The 23,413-nt window shown below is 52.8% G+C and carries 21 protein-coding genes; 6 read left to right on the top strand and 15 right to left on the bottom strand.

Translation table 11 applies throughout. From position 1 onward, the window contains the following. Positions 1–24: 24 nt before the first annotated feature. Positions 25–1,443: an MDR family MFS transporter gene (locus ACFVSO_RS15395; RefSeq protein WP_387474995.1), complete on the bottom strand. Its 1,419-nt coding sequence runs from the start codon at positions 1,441–1,443 to the stop codon at positions 25–27. An 18-nt stretch (positions 1,444–1,461) separates the two neighbouring features. Continuing rightward, on the bottom strand, positions 1,462–1,722 hold the full coding sequence (locus tag ACFVSO_RS15390) for a hypothetical protein (RefSeq protein WP_387474993.1): 261 nt from the start codon (positions 1,720–1,722) through the stop codon (positions 1,462–1,464). Between the two features lie 207 nt (positions 1,723–1,929). On the opposite strand from ACFVSO_RS15390, the gene ACFVSO_RS15385 reads away from it, so the two are divergent. Then, positions 1,930–2,550, top strand: a complete 621-nt coding sequence (locus ACFVSO_RS15385) for a DedA family protein (RefSeq protein WP_387474991.1) — start codon at positions 1,930–1,932, stop codon at positions 2,548–2,550. 66 nt (positions 2,551–2,616) lie between these two features. On the opposite strand, the gene ACFVSO_RS15380 is transcribed toward ACFVSO_RS15385, so the two are convergent. Beyond that, positions 2,617–2,886 carry a hypothetical protein gene (locus ACFVSO_RS15380; RefSeq protein ID WP_387474989.1) on the bottom strand — a complete coding sequence of 90 codons (270 nt, stop codon included), beginning with the start codon at positions 2,884–2,886 and terminating at the stop codon, positions 2,617–2,619. 198 nt (positions 2,887–3,084) lie between these two features. Here ACFVSO_RS15380 and ACFVSO_RS15375 point away from each other — a divergent pair, with 198 nt between their 5' ends. Then, on the top strand, positions 3,085–4,497 hold the full coding sequence (locus tag ACFVSO_RS15375; protein ID WP_387474987.1) for a hypothetical protein: 1,413 nt from the start codon (positions 3,085–3,087) through the stop codon (positions 4,495–4,497). A 39-nt stretch (positions 4,498–4,536) separates the two neighbouring features. Here ACFVSO_RS15375 and ACFVSO_RS15370 read toward each other — a convergent pair whose 3' ends face one another. Together ACFVSO_RS15370 and ACFVSO_RS15365 are read right to left on the bottom strand one after the other, a co-directional pair. After that, on the bottom strand, positions 4,537–5,118 hold the full coding sequence (locus tag ACFVSO_RS15370; protein WP_387474985.1) for a hypothetical protein: 582 nt from the start codon (positions 5,116–5,118) through the stop codon (positions 4,537–4,539). A gap of 215 nt (positions 5,119–5,333) precedes the next feature. Next, positions 5,334–7,553: an MMPL family transporter gene (locus ACFVSO_RS15365; protein WP_387474983.1), complete on the bottom strand. Its 2,220-nt coding sequence runs from the start codon at positions 7,551–7,553 to the stop codon at positions 5,334–5,336. Between the two features lie 132 nt (positions 7,554–7,685). On the opposite strand from ACFVSO_RS15365, the gene ACFVSO_RS15360 reads away from it, so the two are divergent. The 4 genes from ACFVSO_RS15360 to ACFVSO_RS15345 all read left to right on the top strand — a co-directional run bounded on the left by ACFVSO_RS15360 (position 7,686) and on the right by ACFVSO_RS15345 (position 9,880). Next, positions 7,686–8,315 (top strand): TetR/AcrR family transcriptional regulator, encoded by a 630-nt coding sequence (locus ACFVSO_RS15360; RefSeq protein WP_387474981.1) that lies wholly within the window; start codon positions 7,686–7,688, stop codon positions 8,313–8,315. Between the two features lie 22 nt (positions 8,316–8,337). Next, positions 8,338–8,625: a DUF3817 domain-containing protein gene (locus ACFVSO_RS15355; protein ID WP_119801443.1), complete on the top strand. Its 288-nt coding sequence runs from the start codon at positions 8,338–8,340 to the stop codon at positions 8,623–8,625. A gap of 173 nt (positions 8,626–8,798) precedes the next feature. Beyond that, positions 8,799–9,374 carry a bifunctional transcriptional activator/DNA repair enzyme AdaA gene (locus ACFVSO_RS15350; protein WP_387474979.1) on the top strand — a complete coding sequence of 192 codons (576 nt, stop codon included), beginning with the start codon at positions 8,799–8,801 and terminating at the stop codon, positions 9,372–9,374. Next, complete coding sequence (locus tag ACFVSO_RS15345) at positions 9,371–9,880, top strand: methylated-DNA--[protein]-cysteine S-methyltransferase (RefSeq protein ID WP_387474977.1); 510 nt, start codon at positions 9,371–9,373, stop codon at positions 9,878–9,880. Before ACFVSO_RS15350 ends, ACFVSO_RS15345 begins: the two co-directional genes overlap by 4 nt. Before the next feature lie 84 nt (positions 9,881–9,964). Here the strand turns inward: ACFVSO_RS15345 and ACFVSO_RS15340 are convergent, their stop codons facing one another. From ACFVSO_RS15340 to hrpB, 10 genes are all read right to left on the bottom strand, one after another. Beyond that, complete coding sequence (locus tag ACFVSO_RS15340; RefSeq protein ID WP_387474975.1) at positions 9,965–10,753, bottom strand: undecaprenyl-diphosphate phosphatase; 789 nt, start codon at positions 10,751–10,753, stop codon at positions 9,965–9,967. A gap of 52 nt (positions 10,754–10,805) precedes the next feature. Continuing rightward, a complete protein-coding gene (locus tag ACFVSO_RS15335) occupies positions 10,806–12,122 on the bottom strand; it encodes a hemolysin family protein (protein ID WP_387474973.1) in 1,317 nt (438 codons plus the stop codon). A gap of 124 nt (positions 12,123–12,246) precedes the next feature. Beyond that, positions 12,247–13,395, bottom strand: coding sequence for a DUF3900 domain-containing protein (locus ACFVSO_RS15330; protein WP_387474971.1), 1,149 nt, complete (start codon positions 13,393–13,395; stop codon positions 12,247–12,249). Positions 13,396–13,471: 76 nt separating this feature from the next. After that, a complete protein-coding gene (gene sda / locus ACFVSO_RS15325) occupies positions 13,472–13,699 on the bottom strand; it encodes a sporulation histidine kinase inhibitor Sda (protein WP_387474970.1) in 228 nt (75 codons plus the stop codon). A gap of 163 nt (positions 13,700–13,862) precedes the next feature. Beyond that, positions 13,863–14,990, bottom strand: a complete 1,128-nt coding sequence (locus tag ACFVSO_RS15320) for a response regulator (RefSeq protein WP_387474968.1) — start codon at positions 14,988–14,990, stop codon at positions 13,863–13,865. Between the two features lie 137 nt (positions 14,991–15,127). Further along, positions 15,128–15,574 (bottom strand): hypothetical protein, encoded by a 447-nt coding sequence (locus ACFVSO_RS15315; RefSeq protein WP_387474966.1) that lies wholly within the window; start codon positions 15,572–15,574, stop codon positions 15,128–15,130. A 134-nt stretch (positions 15,575–15,708) separates the two neighbouring features. Further along, positions 15,709–18,108 carry a histidine kinase gene (locus ACFVSO_RS15310; RefSeq protein WP_387474964.1) on the bottom strand — a complete coding sequence of 800 codons (2,400 nt, stop codon included), beginning with the start codon at positions 18,106–18,108 and terminating at the stop codon, positions 15,709–15,711. Positions 18,109–18,385: 277 nt separating this feature from the next. Continuing rightward, a complete protein-coding gene (locus ACFVSO_RS15305; RefSeq protein WP_387474962.1) occupies positions 18,386–20,512 on the bottom strand; it encodes a HelD family protein in 2,127 nt (708 codons plus the stop codon). A 77-nt stretch (positions 20,513–20,589) separates the two neighbouring features. Beyond that, the gene (locus ACFVSO_RS15300; protein ID WP_387474960.1) at positions 20,590–20,883 is read right to left on the bottom strand and encodes a DUF1294 domain-containing protein; all 294 of its coding nucleotides are present in this window, start codon (positions 20,881–20,883) and stop codon (positions 20,590–20,592) included. A gap of 23 nt (positions 20,884–20,906) precedes the next feature. Next, on the bottom strand, positions 20,907–23,411 hold the full coding sequence (gene hrpB / locus ACFVSO_RS15295; protein WP_387474958.1) for an ATP-dependent helicase HrpB: 2,505 nt from the start codon (positions 23,409–23,411) through the stop codon (positions 20,907–20,909). Between the last annotated feature and the right edge of the window lie 2 nt (positions 23,412–23,413).

The following is a 23,413-nucleotide window of genomic DNA, read 5'->3' as shown; positions in this document are numbered from 1 at the left end:
GTCTTTACCCCTCTGCGCTTTGCGTCATGATGCGTGATTGCCGGCCTGGAGCGATTCTTCCTGCGCCTGCTTCGGTGTAATAAAGGATAGCAGCAAAACCCCGACCGAAAGCCAAGCGACCCAGATGAAGATATGATGCAGGCTCGTTTCCAGTACGGCCGGATCAATATCATTCGCGGTCCCGGTATGCAGCATCAGGCCGAACACCGTGATACCGATTGTCTGCCCCAGCGTACGGATAAAGTTATTGCTTGCAACCGCCGCGCCGCGCAGCTCCCTGCCGACTGCCGAGGAGACCGCAACCGTGAGTGCCGTCAACGTCAACCCGAAGCTGATGCCGGAGAGGAAGGTATAGAAGACCAGCAGCCAAATGGATGATGAGCTGTTAACCAGCGCAAAACCCGCATTGCTGACAAGCAGGAAGCAGGCTGAAATGATGCATATCATGCGCAATCCCGTCTTGGCAATCAGGTTGCCCGCCAGAATCGAGCCGAGCGGCCAAGCAATGGACAACGGGATCATCAAAATGCCGGAATAGGTAGCCGTCTTGCCGTATACTCCTTGGAACCATAGCGGCAAATAGAAGATAACAGCTACATTAATGACACATAACAGGAAGCTGATCAGATTCGCCATAGAGATTAGCCGGCTTCGGAATAGCTGAAGCGGAATGATTGGCTCAGGCGAACGTTTTTCGATCCAGATGAAAAATGCAAGGAGCGCGGCGGACAAACCAAATAACGCCGCCGTTCCCCAGCCGCCTTGCGTATCCCCGCCCTCTCCCCGCAAAAGAGACATCGCATAGAGGAAAAAGAACATGCCAACGCTGAATACAACGATACCCGGATAATCAATATGGCGTTTTTTCTTCTCCAGCTTCTCTTTCATGGCAAGAGAAAGCATGATAAGGGCCACAATGCCAAATGGCAAATTCATGTAGAAGATCGCTCTCCAGGATACATAATCGACAAGAAGACCGCCAAGCAGCGGACCCGAGATACCGGCAATCCCCCAAATACTGGACATCCAGCCTTGAACCTTGGCCCGCTTCTCGAACGGGTACAAATCACCTATAATGGTATATGGAATCGTCGTGAGCGCCCCAGCGCCAAGCCCTTGCAGCGCGCGAAACCAGATCAGCCCGGTCATGGACTGTGCAATGCCCGACAGCATCGATCCGGCCAGAAAGATCAGCGCGCCGATTATGAACATTCTCTTTCGGCCATACAAATCCGACAGCTTTCCGTAGATCGGCGTCGTAATAACCGTTGCCAACAAATAAATAGAGATGATCCAGCTGTACTGCTGGACGCCTTGCAGCTCGCCTGTAATGCTGGGCATAGCTGTGCCCACGATCGTGCCTTCAATCGCAGCAAGAAAAGTCGCTACGAATAGAGCGACTGTAATTTTTGTACGTGATGATTCTGTTATTTCTTCCTTCATAGGGTATAAGTCCTTTCGTTACGACACGCAGGTCGATGCCGCTTCCGAGCACAGGCCTCCTTTCGGAATCATGCAGAAGCCGAAGCACTGGCGCATAATGTAGCTCTGGCGCTGCGGCTCCTCCCTTTTCCAAAATTCCGGGTCCTGGAACAATTCGGCAAGAACCCGCTTAGCAGCTTCACAAGCGGCAGTCTCATCGCCAAGCATCGATAAGCATATCGTATATGTAATGGATTCACAGCTTCGCAAAGCTGCTACTTTCTGTCCAAATTTCAACATTTTCCCCTTCGCTCCTTCATCTTGCACGTAAGCTAACCCTAATTATAGCGTTGCTTCGACAGGAAAAAGTTACGAAAAGGTTAAATTCGAAACGTTCAAATCATCGGCGCGTATGAAAGATATGAAATCCGTCCGATTTGTGTTACTCTTGTACATTAGATTCCCATACTCACGAAACTATAGGAGAATAGGAAGCGTGTTTCTAAAATGGCTTATGACTTATTGCTGTCCATTATCGAGCAGGTCGGCTATGTAGCCCTGTTCCTTGTGCTCTGTCTCGGTCTAATCGGCTTGCCCATTCCGAACGAAGCCGTCGTCATGACAGGCGGTGCATTATCCGCTGCCGGCGCACTGTCACCGGCTCCCGCTTACTTGATGACCTTCCTGGGCATTTGCTCTGCCATGACGTTCGGGTACAGCATCGGCCGATTCTCGGGCGCCAAGCTGTCCAACTGGTTTCGCCGAAAGAAAAACATTTCCAAGTTTCTCGACAAATCGGAAGAGCTCAGCGAGAAATACGGCGGCTATGCGCTTAGCATCAGTTTATGCTTTCCGTTCTTGCGCCATGTAACCCCTTACGTGATGGGACTTAACCGAATGAGATTTATGCGCTTTATGCTGTTTGCGTATCCTTCGGCATTTGTATGGACAATGGTTTACTTCATCCTCGGCGCTTTTGTCGGGGACAAGGTTCAAGATCTCTCCAACGAAATCTCATCCTATGGCACATGGATTCTGATCCTCTTGTGTGTTGTCGCAGCTGGGTATATCACATATCGCTACATCAAGAGCAAGAATAAAAAGAAATTTATCGATCATTCCGCATAACGGCATTATGCCGAACGAAGAAGCCCATGTCACGAGGACGATCCTCTCGGACATGGGCTTTCATCATTATTGCGCCAGCTTGTCCTTCGCTGCCTGAACCAGCTGATCGAATAATTCGTCATTCTCCTCCAGCTCGTCCTCCACCTGTTCCAGTTGCTCTTCTTTCCCCGATTTGTTCAAAAAGAAAAGTCCGTAGCCCCACTCCGTGCCGCGCTTGCTATGCAATGTAATCTCATAATCATGCGTATGCCCTTCAACACTAAAGTGTACTTTTCCGACGTAGCCGTCTCCCTTTGAATAGGTCATCGCCGCATCCATGATGTTTACCGTGATCATTCTTTGGTCATCCTTTCCGTTCTTGCTGTACAAGACGCATCTCGTCCATATCGTTAGTAGGATAGCATAGCCTACCAGTAGGCGCAACCGGATTCATGATCAGGTACAATCCAGGTGAACGCCTATGTCCATCCCTGCATACATTACAGTACGATAGCCGGTACTCCGGTTACGTTGCATCTGGGAGGATGATCGCGTATGGCTATTCAGTTAGCTGCGGTTCACTGGGTTTATCTCGTCTTTGTAGTGGCGATCATAGGCTTTATGATCATGCGCAGAGACACCACGCTTGTCTGTATCGCAGGCATTCTGGGTATTGGCATTCTGGCCACTGCTTCGATTGAAGGTTCCGTCAGTGGAATATTCAACAGCTTTATCTATGCCATTAAGGAATTAATCAGTACGATTCTCATTATATCCATTATTGTTGCCATGAGCCGGATTCTGATTCGAACGGGCATTAATGAAGTCATGATTGCACCATTCGCCAAATTCATGAGAACGCCTTCATTGGCCTTCTGGGGAATCGGCCTCATCATGATGGTGACCTCGCTTTTCTTCTGGCCGTCACCTGCTGTCGCTCTGATCGGAGCCGTACTGCTTCCCGTTGCGCTCCGCGTAGGCCTGCCCGCGCTTGGAGCAGCCGTAGCCATGAACCTGTTCGGACACGGAATTGCGCTATCCGGCGATTATATTATTCAAGGAGCGCCTAATCTTACTGCCGCTGCTGCAGGCATACCCGTTAACGAGGTCATGCAAGCCAGCATCCCTCTAGTCATTGTAATGGGAGCGATCACAACGGTCACAGCCTTCTGGCTGATGAAGCGCGATATGCGGACAGGACGATGGAATGACGGGTTGATTGAGCCGGTGAATGACACGGGGAGCCATACGGCAGAGCGGGACGACGCAGAAAACGATGTGCTGTCTCTTGCTGCCAAGCGAATATTGGCCATCATCATTCCAATTCTCTATGCGCTGAACGTAGCGGCTATGTTCGCCTTCAACCTGCAAGGGGGGGACGCTACCGCGCTGATCGGCGGCACCTCTATCCTGATCATGCTAGTCATCACGATGATGGCCCATCGGGGAAAAGGATTGGAGAAAGCGACAGGGTATCTGATTGACGGCTTTCTGTTCGGCTTCCGTGTGTTCGGGCCTGTCATTCCGATCGCCGCTTTCTTCTACCTGGGCGACGCCGGCTTCTTCGCGATGTTCGGCGAGAAGCTGCCTGAGGCTTCGAATGGTATCGTGAACGACCTGGGCGTTGCACTGGCGCATGAAGTGCCGGTCAACGGCGTTGTCGGCTCCGTCACATTAGCAGTTGTAGGCGCAGTCACAGGGCTTGATGGTTCGGGCTTCTCCGGCATCTCGCTTGCCGGCTCCATCGCACAGCTGTTCGGCCATGCGATCGGCTCTGGCATCGCTACGCTAACGGCGCTTGGTCAAGTTGCTGCAATCTGGGTTGGCGGCGGCACGATTGTCCCGTGGGCGCTCATTCCCGCTGCTGCGATCTGTGGAGTAAGCCCCTTTGAGCTGGCCAGACGCAACCTGAAGCCAGTCGTCATCGGCCTGGTCGTCACGACCATTGTAGCTATGTTTCTGATTTAATGATCTATCGAAGCGCACATGCTGACGGCAGCACTGGCCTTACATGCTCGTCGGCCTTCTCTTCTTACGTTGACGCATGATGATGATGACCACAAGAAGAATAGCGGCAGCACCTACCCACACCGCCCACCATAGAGAGCTCGCCGTTCCAACATGTTGTCCCGCCCCAGGCTGCGGCGGCACACTGCCTATGCCGAGCTCAGCCAAGTCCGTCCCAGCTGCGCTGTGAAGAGCGGTTCGGCTGCATAAGCTGACTTCCAGTGAATCTCCCGAATTTCGAGCATAGACGATATACCTGGACCCTTCCTGAAATTCATAGCCGCAGCTTGCGCCGGACTGGGCAGAGGTGACCGCAATCGTCGGCGACACTTTTCCTTTCCATATCTCATGCACCTCGAACGTCCATGTTACAAGATCAGCTGATGACTTGGAGAACAAGCGCACAGGTTCTTTTTTGCCCTTCACCGTACCGTCGAACACCACATCGTTGTTCTGCTTCGCTTCGCTGACGCTGCCCGGAAACGCACAGCTGCATGCGCTTGCCCCCTCGGGGCCGATCGCGAAGCTCCCGAGCAGTACCGCAGCCACGATACTTATCCATACTAACTTTCCAGTTTTCATCCGTGTACCCTCCTCTTTCTCTATCCATCACGGTTTATTAGAGAGACGTTCAAACAACGAAAAAAGTTACAAAAAAATGGTTATCATCCTGATTACATCAAGACGAAAAAAGGCTCGCTGCGATATTTCCGCAGTGAGCCTTGCCTTTACAAACGACGCCAACCGGGGGTTTCCGGCTTTATCATCACGTAAGTATCCCCGGGCATGCGCTTTTATTACTTATATTGAACTTGCTTCGATTTTTCGACAGTCACAGCTTTGCCAGGCCAGAAAGCGCGTTTGCCCAAGATTGCCGTGATGGCCGGAACAAGAAACGGTCTTACGATAAACGTATCCATTAATACGCCAATCGCTGTTATAAGGCCGAATTGGACGAGTACCTGAATCGGCAAGGTAGCAAGTACAGCGAAAGTTGCTGCCAGAATCAAGCCTGCAGATGTAATGACACTGCCTGTCTCGCTTACGCCCTCCCGGATCGCTTGCAGCAGCGGCATCGTTTTTCGCTTCTGCCAGATGCTGGAGATCATAAAGATGTTGTAGTCCTCGCCTAGCGCAATGAGGAATACGAAGGCATAAAGCGGGATCGCACCCTGTATCGCGTCGAAGCCCATGAAATGATGAAGAATGAGCCAGCCTAGTCCGAGCGCTGCTACATACGACAGCAATACGGTTCCAATCAGATAGATCGTCGCGGTAACAGATCTTAGATACAGCAGCAGCAGAACAGCGATAAGCCCGATTACAACCGGCATAATGACACGATTGTCCCGATCCGTCAGTACCTTGGTGTCATATTGCTCAGCCGTCTGGCCGCCGATCCATAGCTTTTCTTGCGCATCAGCAGCCCCCGCATCGGTCAATGCCTGCTCCGCAGCATCTCTAATATGCGGAATCGCGTCCATCGCGGCTTGTGAATACGGATTGACATTCAATACCACACTGTATGACGAGTATGCGGCATCAACCTCGCTCACCGTTGGTTCAGAGACATGATCGACCTCTTTCACAGCGCTCAGCTTGCCTGCAAGATCGGCTGCTTCGCCATTCTGCACTACGACGGACACCGGCGCAAGCTCGCCAGGCGCATAGTTATTCTGAATGACTGTGAAGCCTTCACGCGACGGCATATCTTCCGGGAAGGAAGAAAGCAGATCGTACGTATATTTGATGCCGGTCGAGCTGGCAGCCAATACGCCAAGCACCGCGATACAGGCAATCGTTACGGTCCATGGCCTGCTTACAACTAGCTTGCCGACCCTGTCGCTAATCGTTTTGCGCTTTGCTTTGGCCTCATAAGGCTTCCCTTTCTTCGCCGCCCGCTCCTTCTCCATCTCCTCCGTACGCGGGATGAACGGATAGAAGGACTTCCTGCCAATGACCGACATCAGCGCAGGGATTAGCGTCAGGCTGGCAATCATCATAATCAGGATGGCAAGGCTGAACGGCACTGCAAAGCGGTCATAGGCACCATACTTGGCGAGCAGCAGTGCGAACAAGGAAAGCACGACAGTGAAGCCGCTCATCGCAATCGCGCCGGAGGCTCCCTTGAACGCACGCACCAGTGCAATGGAGCGGCTGCTCTCCTTCGTCAGCTCCTGCCTGAAGCGTGTAATGAAGAATAAGCAATAGTCGGTACCTGCACCGAACAGCAGTACGGTCATAATCGCAATCGCTTGCGAATCTACCGTAATCCACCCCTCGCCTGCCATCCAGCCAAGCAGCGGGCTTGTGACCGCGTAAGCGAATCCGACTCCAACAAGCGGAATAAAGGCCAACACTGGCGAACGGTAGATCAAGAGCAGCAGCACCAACACTAGAAGCACTGTCGCCGCCATTAAGACAAAGTCAGCATTTTGGAACAGCTCCGTAGCGTCGATCGAGATGCCGACCGGGCCGCTAATACGAGCGCTAAGGTCAGATGCTCCCTCGATCGGAACTGCGAACGGGTCGGAGCCGACAGCTGCCGTCGCCATCTCTTTGATCTTCTCCATATTTTCCTTCAGCAACTCCGTCTCGGTCGCCTCAGCGAAAGCGACTGGCTGCACAAGCGTCGACCTATCCTCCGAAGCGAATTGCTGCAGAGCCGGCATCGGCATTAAGTGCAACGGAACAAGCTCTCCTTGCGCTTCAAGCGGATTCTCAGCCAGCTCTTTGGTCAATGCTTGAATCGCCGCATAATCCGCATCGGCAAGCCCGCCTTCGCGATGCCATACAATAAGTGCGGGAACGCCCGCCCCGCTCGGGAAATATTGCTTAATCATCTCGTCCGCAAGGACAGACGGGCTATCCGCCTGCAGATTGGGCGCATTGTTCTTCTCCTGATCCCCGACGGGAGGCAAGGCGATGGTTAAGATAGCCGCTAGAGCGACCCAGATTGAGATCGTCACCCACCTGGCGTACTTTCCCGCAAAAAATGATGCCAACTTGTTGAACATTCTCTACTCCTCCGTTTCGTTCCTTCCAACTTAACGTTATAATAAAAGTGTTGCGATGAATTAATTATATATACCCGAAGGTTAATTAATCAACCTATAGATTTGAATTTTTTTTGAATGGAGGATACGCATTTGCAACCCACACCGCCCAAGCGCAGACCAGGCCGTCCAAAAGCGACCGGCATCCCGCCAACGATGGGACAAATTTTGCGTACAGCTTCGCAGCTGTTCATGGAACAGGGATTTGAGAAAGTATCGCTTGAGAGCGTAGCGCAAGCCTGCGGCGTTACGAAAGCCAGCGTCTATTATTATTTCAGCAACAAAGCTGTGCTCTTCACGGAATGCCTTCTCTTCGTGCTGAAAATCGCCCATGACCAAACTGCTAAGATCGTGAATGGTCCCGGTACCCTTAAGGAGAGGCTGCTGGAGGTCGCTAGCCGTCATATGCGCAATGCCCATATCGATTTCGAGTCGATGATGAGAGAAGCATCCCTTGGACTTGCCGAAGAGCAAGTCATCCGCATTCGCGATGGTGAACAAGCGCTTCACAAGCTACTCTCAAGCGTTTTTCAGCGCGCGATGGACGAAGGTGAAATCGTCAGGAACGATCCCATGCTGCTCTCTCATGTTTTCACCGCAATGATGACTGTACGCAACCGCAAGGAGATTGTGAACGATTTGCAAACTGTGGAACAAACCTCCTCCGAAATCGTAGAATTGCTATGGGAGGGTCTTGCCCCGCGGCGAGAACCAAGCCCATGAGATGACGAACCGGAGGTACAACATGTTGAAAACCGCAATTGGCAGACTACGGGTGATCGGAATATTGGAGGGGTTATCCTTCCTGATCCTGCTCTTCATAGCTATGCCGCTCAAGTATTGGGCCGATTCGCCTGGGATGGTTGCAATTGTCGGCAGTTTGCACGGTCTTTTGTTTGTTCTTTATATTTTGGCTGTTATTCACGTTACGCTTAAGCATCGCTGGTCATTCTGGAAGTTTGCGGCCGCTTGTGCCGCTTCTGTATTGCCGTTTGGCCCATTCGTTGTAGACCGCAAGCTGCTGCGTGATTAGAACCGCAGAATAATGAAGGCATCCGCATACGTCCCTAAGGGGCAGCTGCGGATGTCTTTCGTTTCATTGCCCTTCCGGGACCATAAGAGCAAGAATGAGGACGAAGCGCACCCCTTTGCCCTGATAAGATGATATCGTAATAAGACAAGACAGGAGACGCAGGAGGCCAAACAATGACCCCGTTATCCTTTGAAGAAATGTGGTCGCGCATTATTGCATGCGACAGCAGCTATGACGGATTGTTTTATACCGCTGTGAAAACAACCAAGATCTATTGCCGTCCGTCATGCCGTTCCCGTAAACCGAAGAAAGTCAATGTAGCGTTCTACCGTCATATGGACGACGCGGAGAAGGCCGGTTACCGTGCTTGCAAGAGATGCCGACCGGAGAGCCAGCATTCGCCGAATGTCGGTGTTGTCCGCCAGGTGAAAGAATTTCTGATCGGGCATCATAAGCAAAAGCTGGAGCTGCGGGATATCGCCAGTCATGTCGGTCTGAGCGCCTTTCATTTGGAGCGGTTGTTCAAGCAGGAGACTGCCGTTACACCACGTGTTTTTCTGGAAAAAATCCGGATAGACCGGGCCGCTCATCTGCTTTTGTACACCGAAATGTCGAATCTGGATATTTGCTATGAGACCGGATTTCATAGTCCCTCCAGCTTCTATAAGGCGTTCCGGCAGGTCAAGGGAAGCTCGCCTGCCGAATACCGGAAGACGAGACAGTCGCCACAGGAGGAACGGACACAATGACAATGTATAAGCTGGATATGGATACCCCTATTGGGGTGCTGGAGATTGTCGGGACTGACACGGAGGTGGTCTCGATTCTTTTTCCCGATCGGGATGCGCATGTCTATCTATGCCATTCCGATACGCCGGTTGCGCTGCAGCAATGCGCCAAGCAAATGGAGGAGTATTTTAACGGCCAGCGGTGGGACTTCTCCTTTCCCTATCGCCATGAAGGCACGGCCTTTCAATCGCAAGTATGGAACGCGTTGAAGGGTGTTCCATTTGCCAAGACCGGCACCTATCAAAGCCTGGCCGAAGAGATCGGGAATGTGAAGGCTGTCCGCGCCGTCGGCAGCGCGAACGGCAGGAACAAGCTGAGCATTGTCATTCCTTGCCATCGCATCATTGGCTCGAACGGCACGCTTACGGGCTATGCCGGCGGCTTGTGGCGCAAGGAATGGCTGCTGCGTCACGAGCAGAATGTCGCGCAAAGCCGGGCCTATCCAGGCAGCGGCGAACCCAACTGATGACTCATCGTTCATAAACGGCAGAAAGCCCGGATTCACGCTGCAAAAGCGTAAATCCGGGCTATCTGTCTTTGTACGGACGAATTACAGAATGATAAAGTAAAATAATGCCGCAAGCGCGAAACGGTAATATGCAAAATAACTCAGACGAAGCTTCTTCATCATGTTGATGAAGGTGACAACTGCGATCATCCCCACAACGAAAGCAGAGATAAGCCCGATCAGGAACAGGGGCATGTGCCCCATTGTCAAATGCTCACGGCTGCCAATCAGGTCAACTGCGCTCGCGCCCGCCATAATCGGCACGGAGACGATGAACGTAAACTCTGCCGCCGCTTTCTGGCTTGTACCGACCAGCATACCGCCGGAGATCGTCGAACCGGATCGGGAGAAGCCCGGCCAGAGCGATAGAATCTGGAAGCAGCCAATGATGAACGCTTGCTTGTACGTAATATCGTCAAGCTCCTCTGCTACAATCTTCCGCTTCGACCTGTCCGCTACGATCATTAATATACCGCCTAAGACCAAACCAACCAACACAGTTGTCGGACCAAACAAATGTTTCTTGATCACGCTATGCAACAGTACAGCCAGCACAGATGCCGGCAGCATGGCTAATGCGACATGCATCGCGTTTAGACCGCTGCCCTTCTTTAAATTGAAATTAAGCAGCTTGGCGAATCTTTGTCTATACAGGACAAGCACCGCGAGTACAGCTCCGAGTTGAATGACAACCTCGAACGTCTTGGCCCACTCATCCTTGAAGTTCAGCAGCTCACCTGTCAGAATCAGGTGTCCCGTCGACGATACGGGCAGGAATTCCGTCAAGCCTTCCACTATGCCCATAATAATCACTTTTATAATGTCTTCCATCTTGCTCACTCTCCCCAATCATTTGCCACGGCAGTCCGGCCTCTCTTAAAGCTTATGCATGTCCATACTGGCTCATTTCACTTTCGGCCGAATCGGTATAAATTTCAATCTTCCGGATGCGATGCTCGTCACGTTCCTTAATGACGAAGATCGCGTTGTCGTAGCTCCACCTCTGGCCTTCCGGCAGATCGGGCTTCTGCATGTAGAGCCAGCCTCCGATCGTGTCCGCTTCGTCGCTGTGAAGCTGAAGCCCCACCGCTTCATTCACTTCGCTGAGTAGCGCTTTTCCGTCTACCAGATAATGCTCTTGCTCCAGTCTCTCAATCTCCAGCTCTTCATCCTCGTCAAATTCGTCACGGATGTCACCTACGATCTCCTCGATCATGTCTTCAATCGTAATGAGTCCGGACGTTCCGCCATATTCGTCGAGAAGGATGGCCAGGTGAGTCCGCTCTAGCTGCATCATGCGCAGCAGCTGATTGACCGGCATCGCGTCCGGCACGGTGAGCGGCGGTTGAATGATTTTTTTCAACTCTGTTGCGTCGCTGTTGTTAAAGTCGTGTAGAAATAAATTTTTGGTGTTGAGAATGCCGATGATATTGTCCTTGTCCCCTTTGGCGACGGGGAATCTCGTATACTGCTCTTTCTTGATGATGTCAATGTTCTCTTCTTTGCTGTTCTCGATATACAGACATACCATGTCGGTCCTTGGCACCATAATTTCACGCGCGAGCCGTTCGTCAAAATCGAATATACGTTTCACATAGCCGTATTCGTGTTTGTTGATCTTCCCGCTCTCATAGCTGTCCGACAGAATCATGCGTATCTCTTCTTCGGAATGAGCATCGTGCTCGCTCGCCGGATGAAAGCCCAGCAGCCGCACTAGCTTGTTCGCGGAGCCGTTCAGCAGCCAGATGAACGGGAACATCGCTTTATAGAACAGAATGATATAGGGAGTCGTGAATTGGCTCACCTTCTCTGATCTTATAATAGCGACCGTCTTCGGCGCAAGCTCCCCCAGCACCACATGAAAGTAGGTCACCAGCATAAAGGCTATGATAAAGGAGAGAGCGGTCGCAAGCTGGCCTTGAATGCCCGCCCAATCGAACAAAGGATGAATCAACTTCTCGATCGTCGGTTCGCCCAGCCAGCCGAGTCCCAGCGCCGTAATGGTGATGCCAAGCTGGCAGGCGGACAGGTAGCCGTCCAGATGTGTCGTTACTTGCTGGATCGCTTTGGCGTTTTTGATGCCCTCGTCTACCATTTGCTGCACACGGCTCGCTCTCATCCGTATAATCGCAAATTCCGTCGCAACAAAAAATGCCGTAAACAGGAGCAGCAGCGCAAAAAGAATAAGATTAAGAGCCATGGAGTGTCTCCCTTCAGGTGGCATAGATAGGCGAAGAAGCCTACACGGCTTCTCCACTTATACAGCCTTGCCCGTATTGGAAACCCTCATACTCCATGGCAGTGTCTAGCGTTATCTTCTTGCGTTACCAAGGCGGAGAATCATCTTCTCCATCGCTCGTCCGGTAGCCGCCTCTATCGATGTCAGCGGCGTCCTCTTCCGCCGGCCGGCTCGTCCCGATAATCGGCAGCACCTCCGACAGTTCGCGCGGCTGCAGCAACTCGACAGGAGACATGCCCTTCTCGAACTGGAAGCCGTCGCCTTCAATGACGACTACATACTTTCCGTTATGCTTGGCGAAGTGAATGCTGTCACCGAAGTCCGACAGCAGCCCTTTCACCGTCACTCCTCCCAGCTTGAAGGAAAACGGCAAATCCGGCTTTTGCTCCACGAGCGCCGCTGAAGCATGCTCTACCTGCTCCTGCGACCACCATTCCTGCAGGTCGCGCTTCTCGCTCGCAGCCCATACCTCTACCGCGTTCACTTCCTCGCTTCGCTCCGTGCTCGTCTCATCCTGCCACTTGTCGGCAATATATTGATGCACCATCTCTACGACCTGTTCGCCAATCACTTCAGGCAGCGGCTTCTCGTAGGAGACGTATTTCAAGAAATCCTCGAAGTACCTGGCATGGGATGCCTGATGAATCTTCAGCTCCCAATGATCAAGCGAACCTTCTTCATGCATATGAGGATATTGAATCGACTTGATGCTGCGTGCGCTGATCGCCATATCCACCTGCGCGATGAGACTGCGCTCATCCGAGATACGGGCAATCTTCGGCTCAAAATCGCATTTCAGCAAAAAGAGAAACGGCTCATTGAAATACGTATTTAGCGTGGACAGCGCAATGATGAATGCGCCGCCGCGCACTGCGCTTGTATCCATATAGATGCGGACCAGTTCGTCAGTTATGCCGAGGAATCGATCCTTCGAATCCGCGTCTCTCAGTCGCTGGAACAGATTATAGTTCTGGTTGCTGCCAAGCTCATAGCCCGGCTCGACCATAAAGCGGCCGATCTTCGTCGGGGCGTTCGCCGTATTGGGATTGCGCTCTACTTTCCGTTTTACAATCCGGATAAATTCGTCATCCAGGAAACTTTTAAGCTCACTCTGCTCGTAATCGTCGCCATCCAGCGTCTGATAATGCTTAAAGCGCCTGCCCGACGAGGCCGTCGATTGCTCGCCATCGGTATGAATAACAAAAAAAGATAAATAATGCATGCGAAAATCCACGTCTATCATTCCTCCACGATTGCTGGTGTCATTGTTATAGATTAGCACATTCGAACGCGTGGAGGATACTCGATTATTAGAAACGAGGTCCGTCTTGAATGCGGCTGCCGATTGGGTCAGCTAACTTGCCATGTCCGCATTCGCCTTCCTCTGGAACCACCAGTCCGCGATCCGTAATCGTATTCGCCAATATGCGGATAAAGTAAGGATCGCAGCCGTATCGGACCGCTTCACAGTAACATTGAATCAGATCATCATTCGGGAGCTTCGATTGGTGAATGGTGTATCGCGAGTCCATAACCATGTCTCTCTTCCTAATTATTTGGAAACCTCCGCCATAATTCGACATTTCTGTATTCATTATAGAGATTGAGACTGAAAGAACGCTGAAATCCACCGCAAGCAACCGAGATCGGACGTGCACGCGCATATGCAAGAAAGACCCGGCCAGCGGCCAGGTCCTCACGTTATGTATGCATATACTTTTCCGGGTTAACGGCTACTTGCCGAAGGGTAAAGGAAGGCGGATCGCCTAAATCTTCTTGGAATAAGCGGGATATTTTATCATAATGCGCTTCAGCAGCCAGAGGATCATGCTCCAGCAGATGCGCGGCAATAATTCGGGCCTGATATTCTTCGTGATAGGGATTAGAGGCAACCATCTGATACAGATACGGCAGCGCATCAGCATAATGTCCGCCGCTCAGCTCATATCGGATAACAGCTTCCAGCATGACATGAAAATCAGATTCAGCCTTCAGCTTCGCTGCGGCTGCCCATTCCCAATCATGCTCCTTCAGAAATCCCTCCTGATACAGCTGCACGGCTTCCCGCGCGTGACGTATATGTTGATCCGTTCGATAAGTTCCGCATAAATCGGTAAATTGGGTCCATTCATCACGAAGAGGCGGAGCTTTAAGTCGGTAGCTGCCGCCTTCACCTTTATCTTGCTCTACGATGTCGAATAATCCATGCTGTTCCAAATCCTTGCGAAGCTGATAGACGGTGGAGTGAAGATTGACCTGCGCTCGTTCGACATCTTTGCCGGACCATAATGCTTCTATGATTTTGCTTTTGCTGACCGGGGAACCCCGGTTAATAAAGAGAAGCGCCAACAATTCTCTCGATTTTGAGTTGCGAAATTTGACAAGAACGCCATGTTCCGTCTCGACCCTGAACCAGCCGAAACATTTAATAACCGCTTTCATCGTTCTGCTTGGCATGGTAAGCGCCTGACGGGCTACGAACCGGTTCAGGGCTCTCCCCATGCTTTCTTTGGTGACCGGCTTCATAATATAATCCAGCGCTTCAACATCGAAGGCTTGATGGGCGTATTGCTGAAAGGCGGTGATGTATACGATCTGCACCTTTGGCTGAATGGCGTAGATCCGCCGGCCAAGCTCCAATCCATGCATGACGGCCATCTCCATATCCAGCAGCACCAGATCGAACTTCCCGCCTTCTGCTTCCATAAGCAGCATCGCCGGATCCGTATGTATGCCTTCAATGGAGACGTTGTCATAACCGGAGAGCACTTTGCAAATGCGCTTTAAAGCCGGAGCCTCGTCATCTACAATTCCTACCCTGATCTTCATTTCTTCACCTCAACAACCCCCTGCCGCATCCAATCCGAATATTCGATCTAATAGGCGTGCCGAGCATCCCGGAATGCTCCCACGATGCGATTTTGCGCTTTGCACACCTCCTCGGCCCTTCATACGGGCAGTCGCAATTATCGCGTCAGATCCGTCCCGAGACTGCTTGCATCGCAGGAGTGGACATACGTTTTCACAAAGATGGAGTACATGAGCGGCTTAGCGGTTGTGAAGTCGCTGATGTCTACCCAATAATACCCCGGCTCATAGGCGTCTCTGACGGATATCGGCTGTCTCTTGCCGGACTTCAGCATGGTAACGACCAGCGGCAGCTCCACGTCTTGCACGCTGGCCTCACGAATTAAGTGAAGAATACACTCGCCAAGCTCATCCGTTAATGTCTTGCCGAACGGAGGCATTACGACCTGGCCGCCGCCTCCGATTGAGCGATTGAATCTAAGTTGGTCTACAACAAGGCCGGCCAGCAAAAGCATGAATCTTGCAATTTTATAGCTTTCCTCATCTTCTGTGCCAACCGCTATTTTCGGGACGTGATCCGATAATCTTGCTCCATAATGCTGCATCTGATTACCCCTTTAAACGTAATGCATGCGCTCTACTGCCCATTTTGACGGCATTCGCCATAGTTCGACAGCACTATTTTCATTATAAGGCGTTTGGCTGAAAGCAAACTGAAAAGGAATCCGGCATCTTCTTTTCACGACCAGTCCGTTCCCTGCTCCGGGATGCGAATCTCGACCCTGGTCCCTTTCCCAAGCTCGCTCCATATGTTCAAGCCTTGCCCATAGATGAGCAGCAGCCTTTGGTGAATATTCATTAAGGCCATTCCGCTTAACCTCGCATCCGATCGCAGCAAAGTCTCTGCCCGTTCGAGCGCCATACCTGCTCCGTTATCTTCGACGATAATTATCAGGTATCCGTTATCGGCTCTGGCCGTCAGCTTAACTTTTCCCCCTTCCTGTTTTTGAGTCACACCATGCTTAACCGCATTCTCCATGATGGGCTGAATAATTAATGGTGGTACGGTAATATCCAATGAATCGTCGATATCATATTCAATTTGCAGACGATGACCGAATCGGGCCTTTTCGATATACAAATAAGATTTCACCAGCTCGATTTCTTCACTGAGGCCAATGAACTTGCTCGTATCCTTCATCTGGAAGCTGTTTCGCAAGTAGGAACTGAGCTTCAGCAGCAGGTCATGCGCCTTCTGCGGCTCCTCCAGCGTGAGCGACAGCGCGGTGTTCAGCGTATTGTACAAAAAATGAGGCTTGATCTCAGCCTGCAGCATAGCGATATTGGAGGTTGCGGCTGACTCTGCGAGCTGCTTCATCTCTAGAAACATATCGATCCGTGCGTGAAGCTCATGGGCATGGAACGGCTTCAGCAGAAAATCATTGACACCTGCCCGAAAGCTCTCCTGCATATCTGTCACACCTTCTTTGAAGCTCATCATGATGATCGGCAGCTCCGCATGGCTGTATCTGGATCGAATTCGGCGAACCAGCTCGATGCCGGACATCCCCGGAACCGATCCGTTCAGCAGCATCACATCCAGCTTGCGGAATTGATCGATATACACGAGCGCCTCCGAACCGTTCATCACCGATGCGACATGATAGCGCTCGTCCGTCAGTGTATCATGAATCATTCGCAGCGAGCAGCAGTCTTCGGCCACGACGAGAATATGCAGTGTCGTCCCGCTTCCCTGATCCGTCCTCACTGCCGCAAGTTCCGGCGCTGCGCTGTTGGAGCTCCCTTCTGCTGCTAAGGGAAATTCCTTCTCCTGATTGGAATGATCCGGGGAGCGGATGCGCGCGGGCAAGCGCGGTTCCAGAAACCGCCTGGAGAAGTCGGTTGTCTCCATAAAAATTAATAAAAAAATGACATAATACAGGATCGGCTTATTGAACAACATAGTCACATTGCGGCTCAGCAAATAATCATGGAAGAGCGCCAGCACACATAGCACCAATCCCATAAGCCGGGCAATGGACCCTTCCCTGCCGCGCCTGATGGCATGCATGAGCATATACAGCACATAACCGCCTATCACGAACACATAGAAATAAAACGCTAACCGAATCGCCGGGTACAAGTGAAGCGGCACTACGATCAAAGTCAGGTTGAACAGAATACCCGTCCATGCCAGCATCTTCATAACACTCTTATTGAATTCATTCGGGAATAACTGATGGACAAACAGGATCGTAATCGCAATGCCTCCATACAGCGAGAGAGAATCCAAAAAGGTCAGCCAGTTCACCGACAAGCCGGGAACAAGCTGCAAGATAAACATATGTTCAATAACTAGCATACGGATCCCAGCCAGAATACACAGGATACTATAGTATAACGCAGCCAGTACGAAGCCGTACATGATCCAGGAATAGAAATAATACAGTGAGATAATGATGGCTGAACCGAGAAAAAACATCGTTCCTGCCAGCTCTTGGTCTCTGAGCATCCGCATATGCTCCGCGCTGCCGAGTTCGAGCGCCTCCACCATGCCTCCGTCCCGTTCCGTATAGTTGGAGATGTGGACAATCAGATCAAGTGCAGTGTATTGCGGCTTGAAGAAGACCGTTTGGGGCAGATAGGCTGCGATGGCGTTCTCTTCCCCATCGGAAACCTTGCCGCCTTCTGCTATCGTCTTTCCGTTCGCCATCACTTTGTATGCGGTTGGCAGAACCGGTATTTTTAAAGCCAGCACATCAGCTGAGGACTGCAACTCTACTTTTAGCCGAAAAGTCGCATATCCTTTATGATGGGGCCTAAGCCCATTCAGATTGTAATGACTCCAAGGTTGCGGCACGCGTACGATCGTACCCGCATGGAGTTCAGGTTCGCGTGATTGAAGCTCTCCGCTGGTCAATAGCTCGTCCCAATAGAACGACCACTCTCCCGCGAGCGATACTCTTCCATCCTTCTGCAGGCTCCAATTCTCCAACTGCAATACGCCTTCAGCCGGAATTGGCGAAGACTCCTTCAAGCTGCCCTTCATCGCAGAGGCCGCGATCAATAACACAACGGCGAGCAGGATCACCAAAAAATAAGTGCTGCTAGCAATCGATCGTTTCTGTTGAACTACCATTCTCTAGGAATCTCTCACTCTCGGCTGACAATCTCAACATATTTCCTATATTATACTGAAACGGAAAGGGACGCGCGAATGAGCAAGCAACAGTCGGCTTATGACAAGGGTCATCGCAAAAACGCCGAGAATGGACCATTTCGGCTAAGGCAATTCATCTATTGTAGGATGGCATGAATTTCTATTGGCTCTATGCAGGTCAGTATGCCCGTTCACGAAATGAATCGCAACGGGCAACACGCCTGAACCTGGCATCATGGATGCTGGATTGTATCTATCATCTACCTTCTAAGAACGATGCTTGTCGCCCGGCAATAAGCGAAGACTTGTTCCCGCGATACAGCAGCTTCAGCTTATGCAGAGCTCTCGTGCAGCCGACATAAAGCAGCTTGGCGTCCATCTCGTCGTAACTGTCACTGCCTGCATCCGCAATTAGCACAGCGTCGAACTCCAGACCTTTGGACAGATAGACAGGCACGACTGTCAGACCGCCGCCGTAAGTAGGCTGCTTGCTCTGCACAAGTGAAGCCTTCAGACCTTGATCCGCCAAATAATTATAAATTTCCTCGCATTCGCGCTCTGTTCTGCCAATGACGGATATGGTGTCATATTCCCCTTTGTTACGCCATTCCGATACGGTCGCATATAGCTCAGACAGCCATTCCTTATCTGGTACGGCTTGTGTCTCCACGGGATCGCCGCTCCGGAATACAGGCACAGCTGGCTTCACGCCTCCGGTCATGCCGCTCAGAATTATGTTGGCGAAATCAATAATTTCCATTGTAGAACGATAACTTCGATTGAGCTCGAAGAATCCGGTATCCTCCCCGGAGAACAAATCCATCAGCTCGCTCCAGCTCTGAATGCCGGCATAGCCGTGAATCCCCTGTTGCAGATCGCCTAGAATCGTCATGGAGGTCGTGCGTTGACAAAGCCGCAGCGTCTCCAGCTGGAACGGCGAATAATCCTGCGCTTCGTCAATGACGATATGATCGAATAACGACACCTTCAGCCCATACAATCTAAGCTGGATATAAGCAAGCGGCGCCAGGTCCTCCGCTGCTGCCACACCTGCTCCAATACGCTCCGCTGTCGCTTTTGCGATGGGCTTCGGCACTTGAGGCAGCGCGTTTTTGCCTTTGAACAACGAGGCGTATAGCTTGACAGCGGTGAAGGACGGGATACGCTTCACATAGGCGTTCAGCTTGGCTAGTGCAGCCGACCGTTTCTTCTTGTCAGCCACACCGCGATGCTTCAGCTCCGACTCCAGCCAGCGCTTGATTCGGCTCGCAAGACGGTCTCGCTTCACCATGATCGTCTCTTCCCCATAATCCGTGTCATACCACTCCCGCATCGTCTCCGGCGTCAGCAGAAAGCCGTCCAGCGGGCTAAACTCGCTCGTCGGCACGATACTGGCCTGCAGTTCAGCTAGCCGCTCGTCGATCGCCTGCTTGAACGTCAGGCTCCCTTTCCAGCGGCCGGATGCCTGCTCCAGCTCCTCGTTTGTCCGATGCTCCTCGAACCAGTAAGCCATCGTCTCTGAAGGATCAGCCAGCTTAATGTCATGCTCAAGCAATTCCACAGCCCAATCGCTGAACGTCGTCTGACCGATATCGCCGACACCAAGCTCCGGCAAGACACCGGAAATATAATCAAGAAACATTCGGTTTGGCGCGAAGATCATCATTCGCTCCGCCCGAATTCTGCCTTCGTATTGGTAGAGCAAGAATGCGAGCCGATGCAGCGCCACAGTCGTTTTGCCGCTGCCCGCAACCCCCTGGATAAACAGCGCCTTGCCGCGCTCTGCCCGGATAATGCGGTCCTGCTCGCCCTGAATCGTGGAGACGATATCCCGCAGCTTATTGTCCTTGTTCTCGCCCAGCCGGTACAACAGGAATTCATCCGATACTGCGCCCTCCTCCTGCCCCCGGACGTAGCTGTCCACCAAGCGGATAATTTCTCCGCTGCGAATCATGAAGTTTCGCTTCAGATGGACGTACCCCGTCACCTCGCCGTCAGGCGATTCGTAAGCGGCCGGATCGTCGCCGCCTGTGAAGGAATAGAACATGCTTGCGGCAGGCGCGCGCCAGTCAATGACCAGCAGCTCGTTGCCGCCGTTTTTGGCTACCCCTGCTTTGCCAATATAGAGCGCCTGGACATGCTCCGGCACCGCCGGCTTCCGACCGTCCTGAGAAAGCTCCTGAAAGTCCATCCGGCCAAAATACGGCTCTTTCCTTGCAATCTCCAGACGCCGTTTCCGTTCCTCACGCTGCAGGTCGAGCATTTGCTCGGTAAAGTCATCCCCGGTATACCGGGGGCCAATGCCCCCAATTTGTTCCTCTATGTCTCTAAGAGCGCCGTCGAGCCTCTCTTGTTCCAATTGCTGTGCTGATTTCTCCGACATTTCCCTTTCCCTCCTAACCGTAAATAGCCGAGCCCGTAAGGAGACCCAGCTTGAATGAATGATACGCAAACATTATATTAGGCAGCGACTCCCCTTATCCAGAAGCCGGTAACCAACAGCAGCACAAGAATATGTACCGCAACCAGATAAGGAATTCCTACAGTAAAAGAATGATGCTTCGTCTTGTGGCGCCACAGCTTCATACCGTACCAGGTGCCCACCGCACCGCCAATAGCCGCCACAAAAAACAACCGGCGTTCCGGAATGCGCCTTGCTCTTCTTTGTGCCCGGCGCTTATCCATTCCCATCTGCACAAATCCGTACAGACTAAGCAGAATCCAATATCCGAATACGATTGGTAGCCAATTCATTGCGGCTGCACTCCTTCCTGGCTCTATGATGTGGACGGTCTTGGTTTTGCCCGTTTTGTCGCGACCGCCTCATAGGGATCTTCCGGCCAATAATGCTTGGGATATCGTCCCTTTAAATCCTTTTTTACCTCGAAATACGCGTGCTCCCAGAAGCTGGCCAAATCTTTGGTCACTTGCACAGGACGCTGAGACGGGGACAGCAAATGCAGCGTTACAGGCAGTCTGCCGTTCACCAGTCTCGGTGTTTCCCTCCAGCCGAACAGCTCCTGCAGCCTTACGGCAAGCACGGGGGAACCCGGATCACTGTAATCAACCGGAATCCGCGAGCCGCTAGGCACCGCAATATGAGTGGGAACCTGCTCATCCAGCTGACGCGCCTGATTCCAGGTCATCCGGTCGCCGATCAGTTGCGCCATCGGCAGCTTGCTAAGGTCGGCAAGGCTTTTCATGCCATAAATATGCGGCTTAAGCCAAAGCTCCATCGTATCGAGCAATGCCTCCTCAGACACGTCGGGCCACTGCGGATCGCCGCTCAGGCTCATCAGCCGCATGCGGCCAAGCAGACTAATGGCATTCTTGCTCATAGGCAGCGCTGAGATGCCCTTCAACCTAATGCCTCGCAAGAGCGTATCCGCTACTGCCTCCGGGTCCGGTCCTTCAAGCGGAACCTCGCTAAGTACGATCGCCCCCAGCCTGATACGCCTCCTTGCGCGAACGGACTGCGTCCCGGCATCCCAATCCACCGCTTCCTCTTTCGCCAGAAGCGCGGACAAGCCCGCTTCAAGCTCGGTTTGGCTGATGTCTGCAGCGAGGCGAATCCGCCCTTCCGCACCGGCATCGTCCAGCTCGCAGATGACGAGGTAAGGCGATCGCGACAGCGGCTGCAGCTCCGGCAGAACCGCCCCTCGTCCGTTAGCCATCACATATCGGCCATCCGGTCTTCGCTGAGCTACCCGGTCCGGGTAGGCGCTGGCAAGCAGCGAGCCGTCCGACCATGTCTCGGACCGCTTCTGCGGATGGAGCGAAGCGGCAGCATCTGCTCGCCGCTCCTCCATTCTTCGCTTCCACTGCTGGGCCTGTGTCTTGATCCGATGAGCCGCTGGCAGGGTGCCGCCTGCTCTGTGCAGCGCATCCACGCGAAGAGCCATATCCACATTGCGCTCAGTCCCTAGCAAATCCCGCTCGCTCAGCAGCGCCGCCAGCTCGCAAGCCCGCTCCAGCGCAGCAGGCCGATCTTCCGCCGCAAGCAGCATCGCGCCGAGACGGGGATGCATGCCCAGCCTGGCGATTCGCTGTCCTGCCGGTGTCGGCTTGCCGTGATCGTCCATCGCATTCAAGCTCTGGAGCAGCGATACTGCGCCTTCATACGCAGCTTGGGGCGGCGGAGTCAGCCATTGCAGCTCTGCTGGATCAGGCGTACCCCATACAGCCAGCTCCAGCGCCAGCGCTGACAAATCCGCGTCCAGCATCTCTGGCTTGGTTTGAGGCAGCAAGTGATTCTGCTCTTGCTCGGTCCACATTCGGTAGCAATGCCCCGGCGCCAGGCGGCCGGCGCGTCCTCGCCGCTGATCAGCGGAAGCTTGCGATACCTGCACCGTCTCCAGACGGCTTAAGCCCGTGCGCGGAGAGAACCTCGGCACTCTCGACAAGCCGCTGTCGATCACAATTCTGACACCTTCCACAGTAAGGCTGGACTCTGCGATCGATGTTGCGAGCACGATCTTGCGTTCATTCGGCGCGCAGGGCGTAATCGCAGAAGCTTGCTCCTCTAGTGAGAGGCTGCCATGCAGCTCTGCGAGACGAACGCCGGGAGGCAGCCCTTGCCCCCGCAGCCAGTTCCCCGTTTTGCGAATTTCGGCCGCTCCAGGAAGGAACACCAGCGCGTCTCCCTCTGCTTCCCGCATGGCTTGTCCGATTGCTTGTCCAATTGCCTGCTCCAGGGGGGCCGTTGACCTCGCTGGCGCATAATGTGTTTCCACAGGGTAGCTTCGTCCCTTGCTGCGGATGACCGCAGCGTCTCCCAGCAAAGCGGCTACCGGCTCGGATTCCAGCGTCGCTGACATCACGAGCAGCCGAAGCTCCTCGCGCAGCAGCGATTGTGCCTGCAGGCACAAGGCAAGCCCCAAGTCGCCATGAAGATGGCGCTCATGGAATTCATCGAATATGACCGCGCCGACTTCATCAAGTGACGGGTCTTCCTGCAGCATCCGCGTCAGAACGCCTTCCGTTACGACCTCAATTATGGTACGCAGCCCGATCTTGGAATCCAGTCGAACGCGGTAGCCGACTGTCTCCCCGACCTTCTCCCCCAGCATTTGAGCCATAAATTGAGCTGCCGAACGTGCGGCTAACCGCCGCGGCTCCAGCATCACTATTTTCTTCCCGCCCAGCCATGATTGTCCCAGCAATGCGAGCGGCACTCTTGTTGTCTTGCCGGCGCCGGGTTCGGCTACAAGAACCGCGCCGTTCCCGTTCTGCAGCGCAAGCAGCAATTGGGGCAGCACCTCATCGATGGGCAAATGTGTCATCG

The organism is Paenibacillus sp. NPDC057967 (assembly GCF_042887015.1).
GTDB lineage: Bacteria > Bacillota > Bacilli > Paenibacillales > Paenibacillaceae > Pristimantibacillus.
This window is presented reverse-complemented; position numbering and strand designations above follow the sequence as displayed.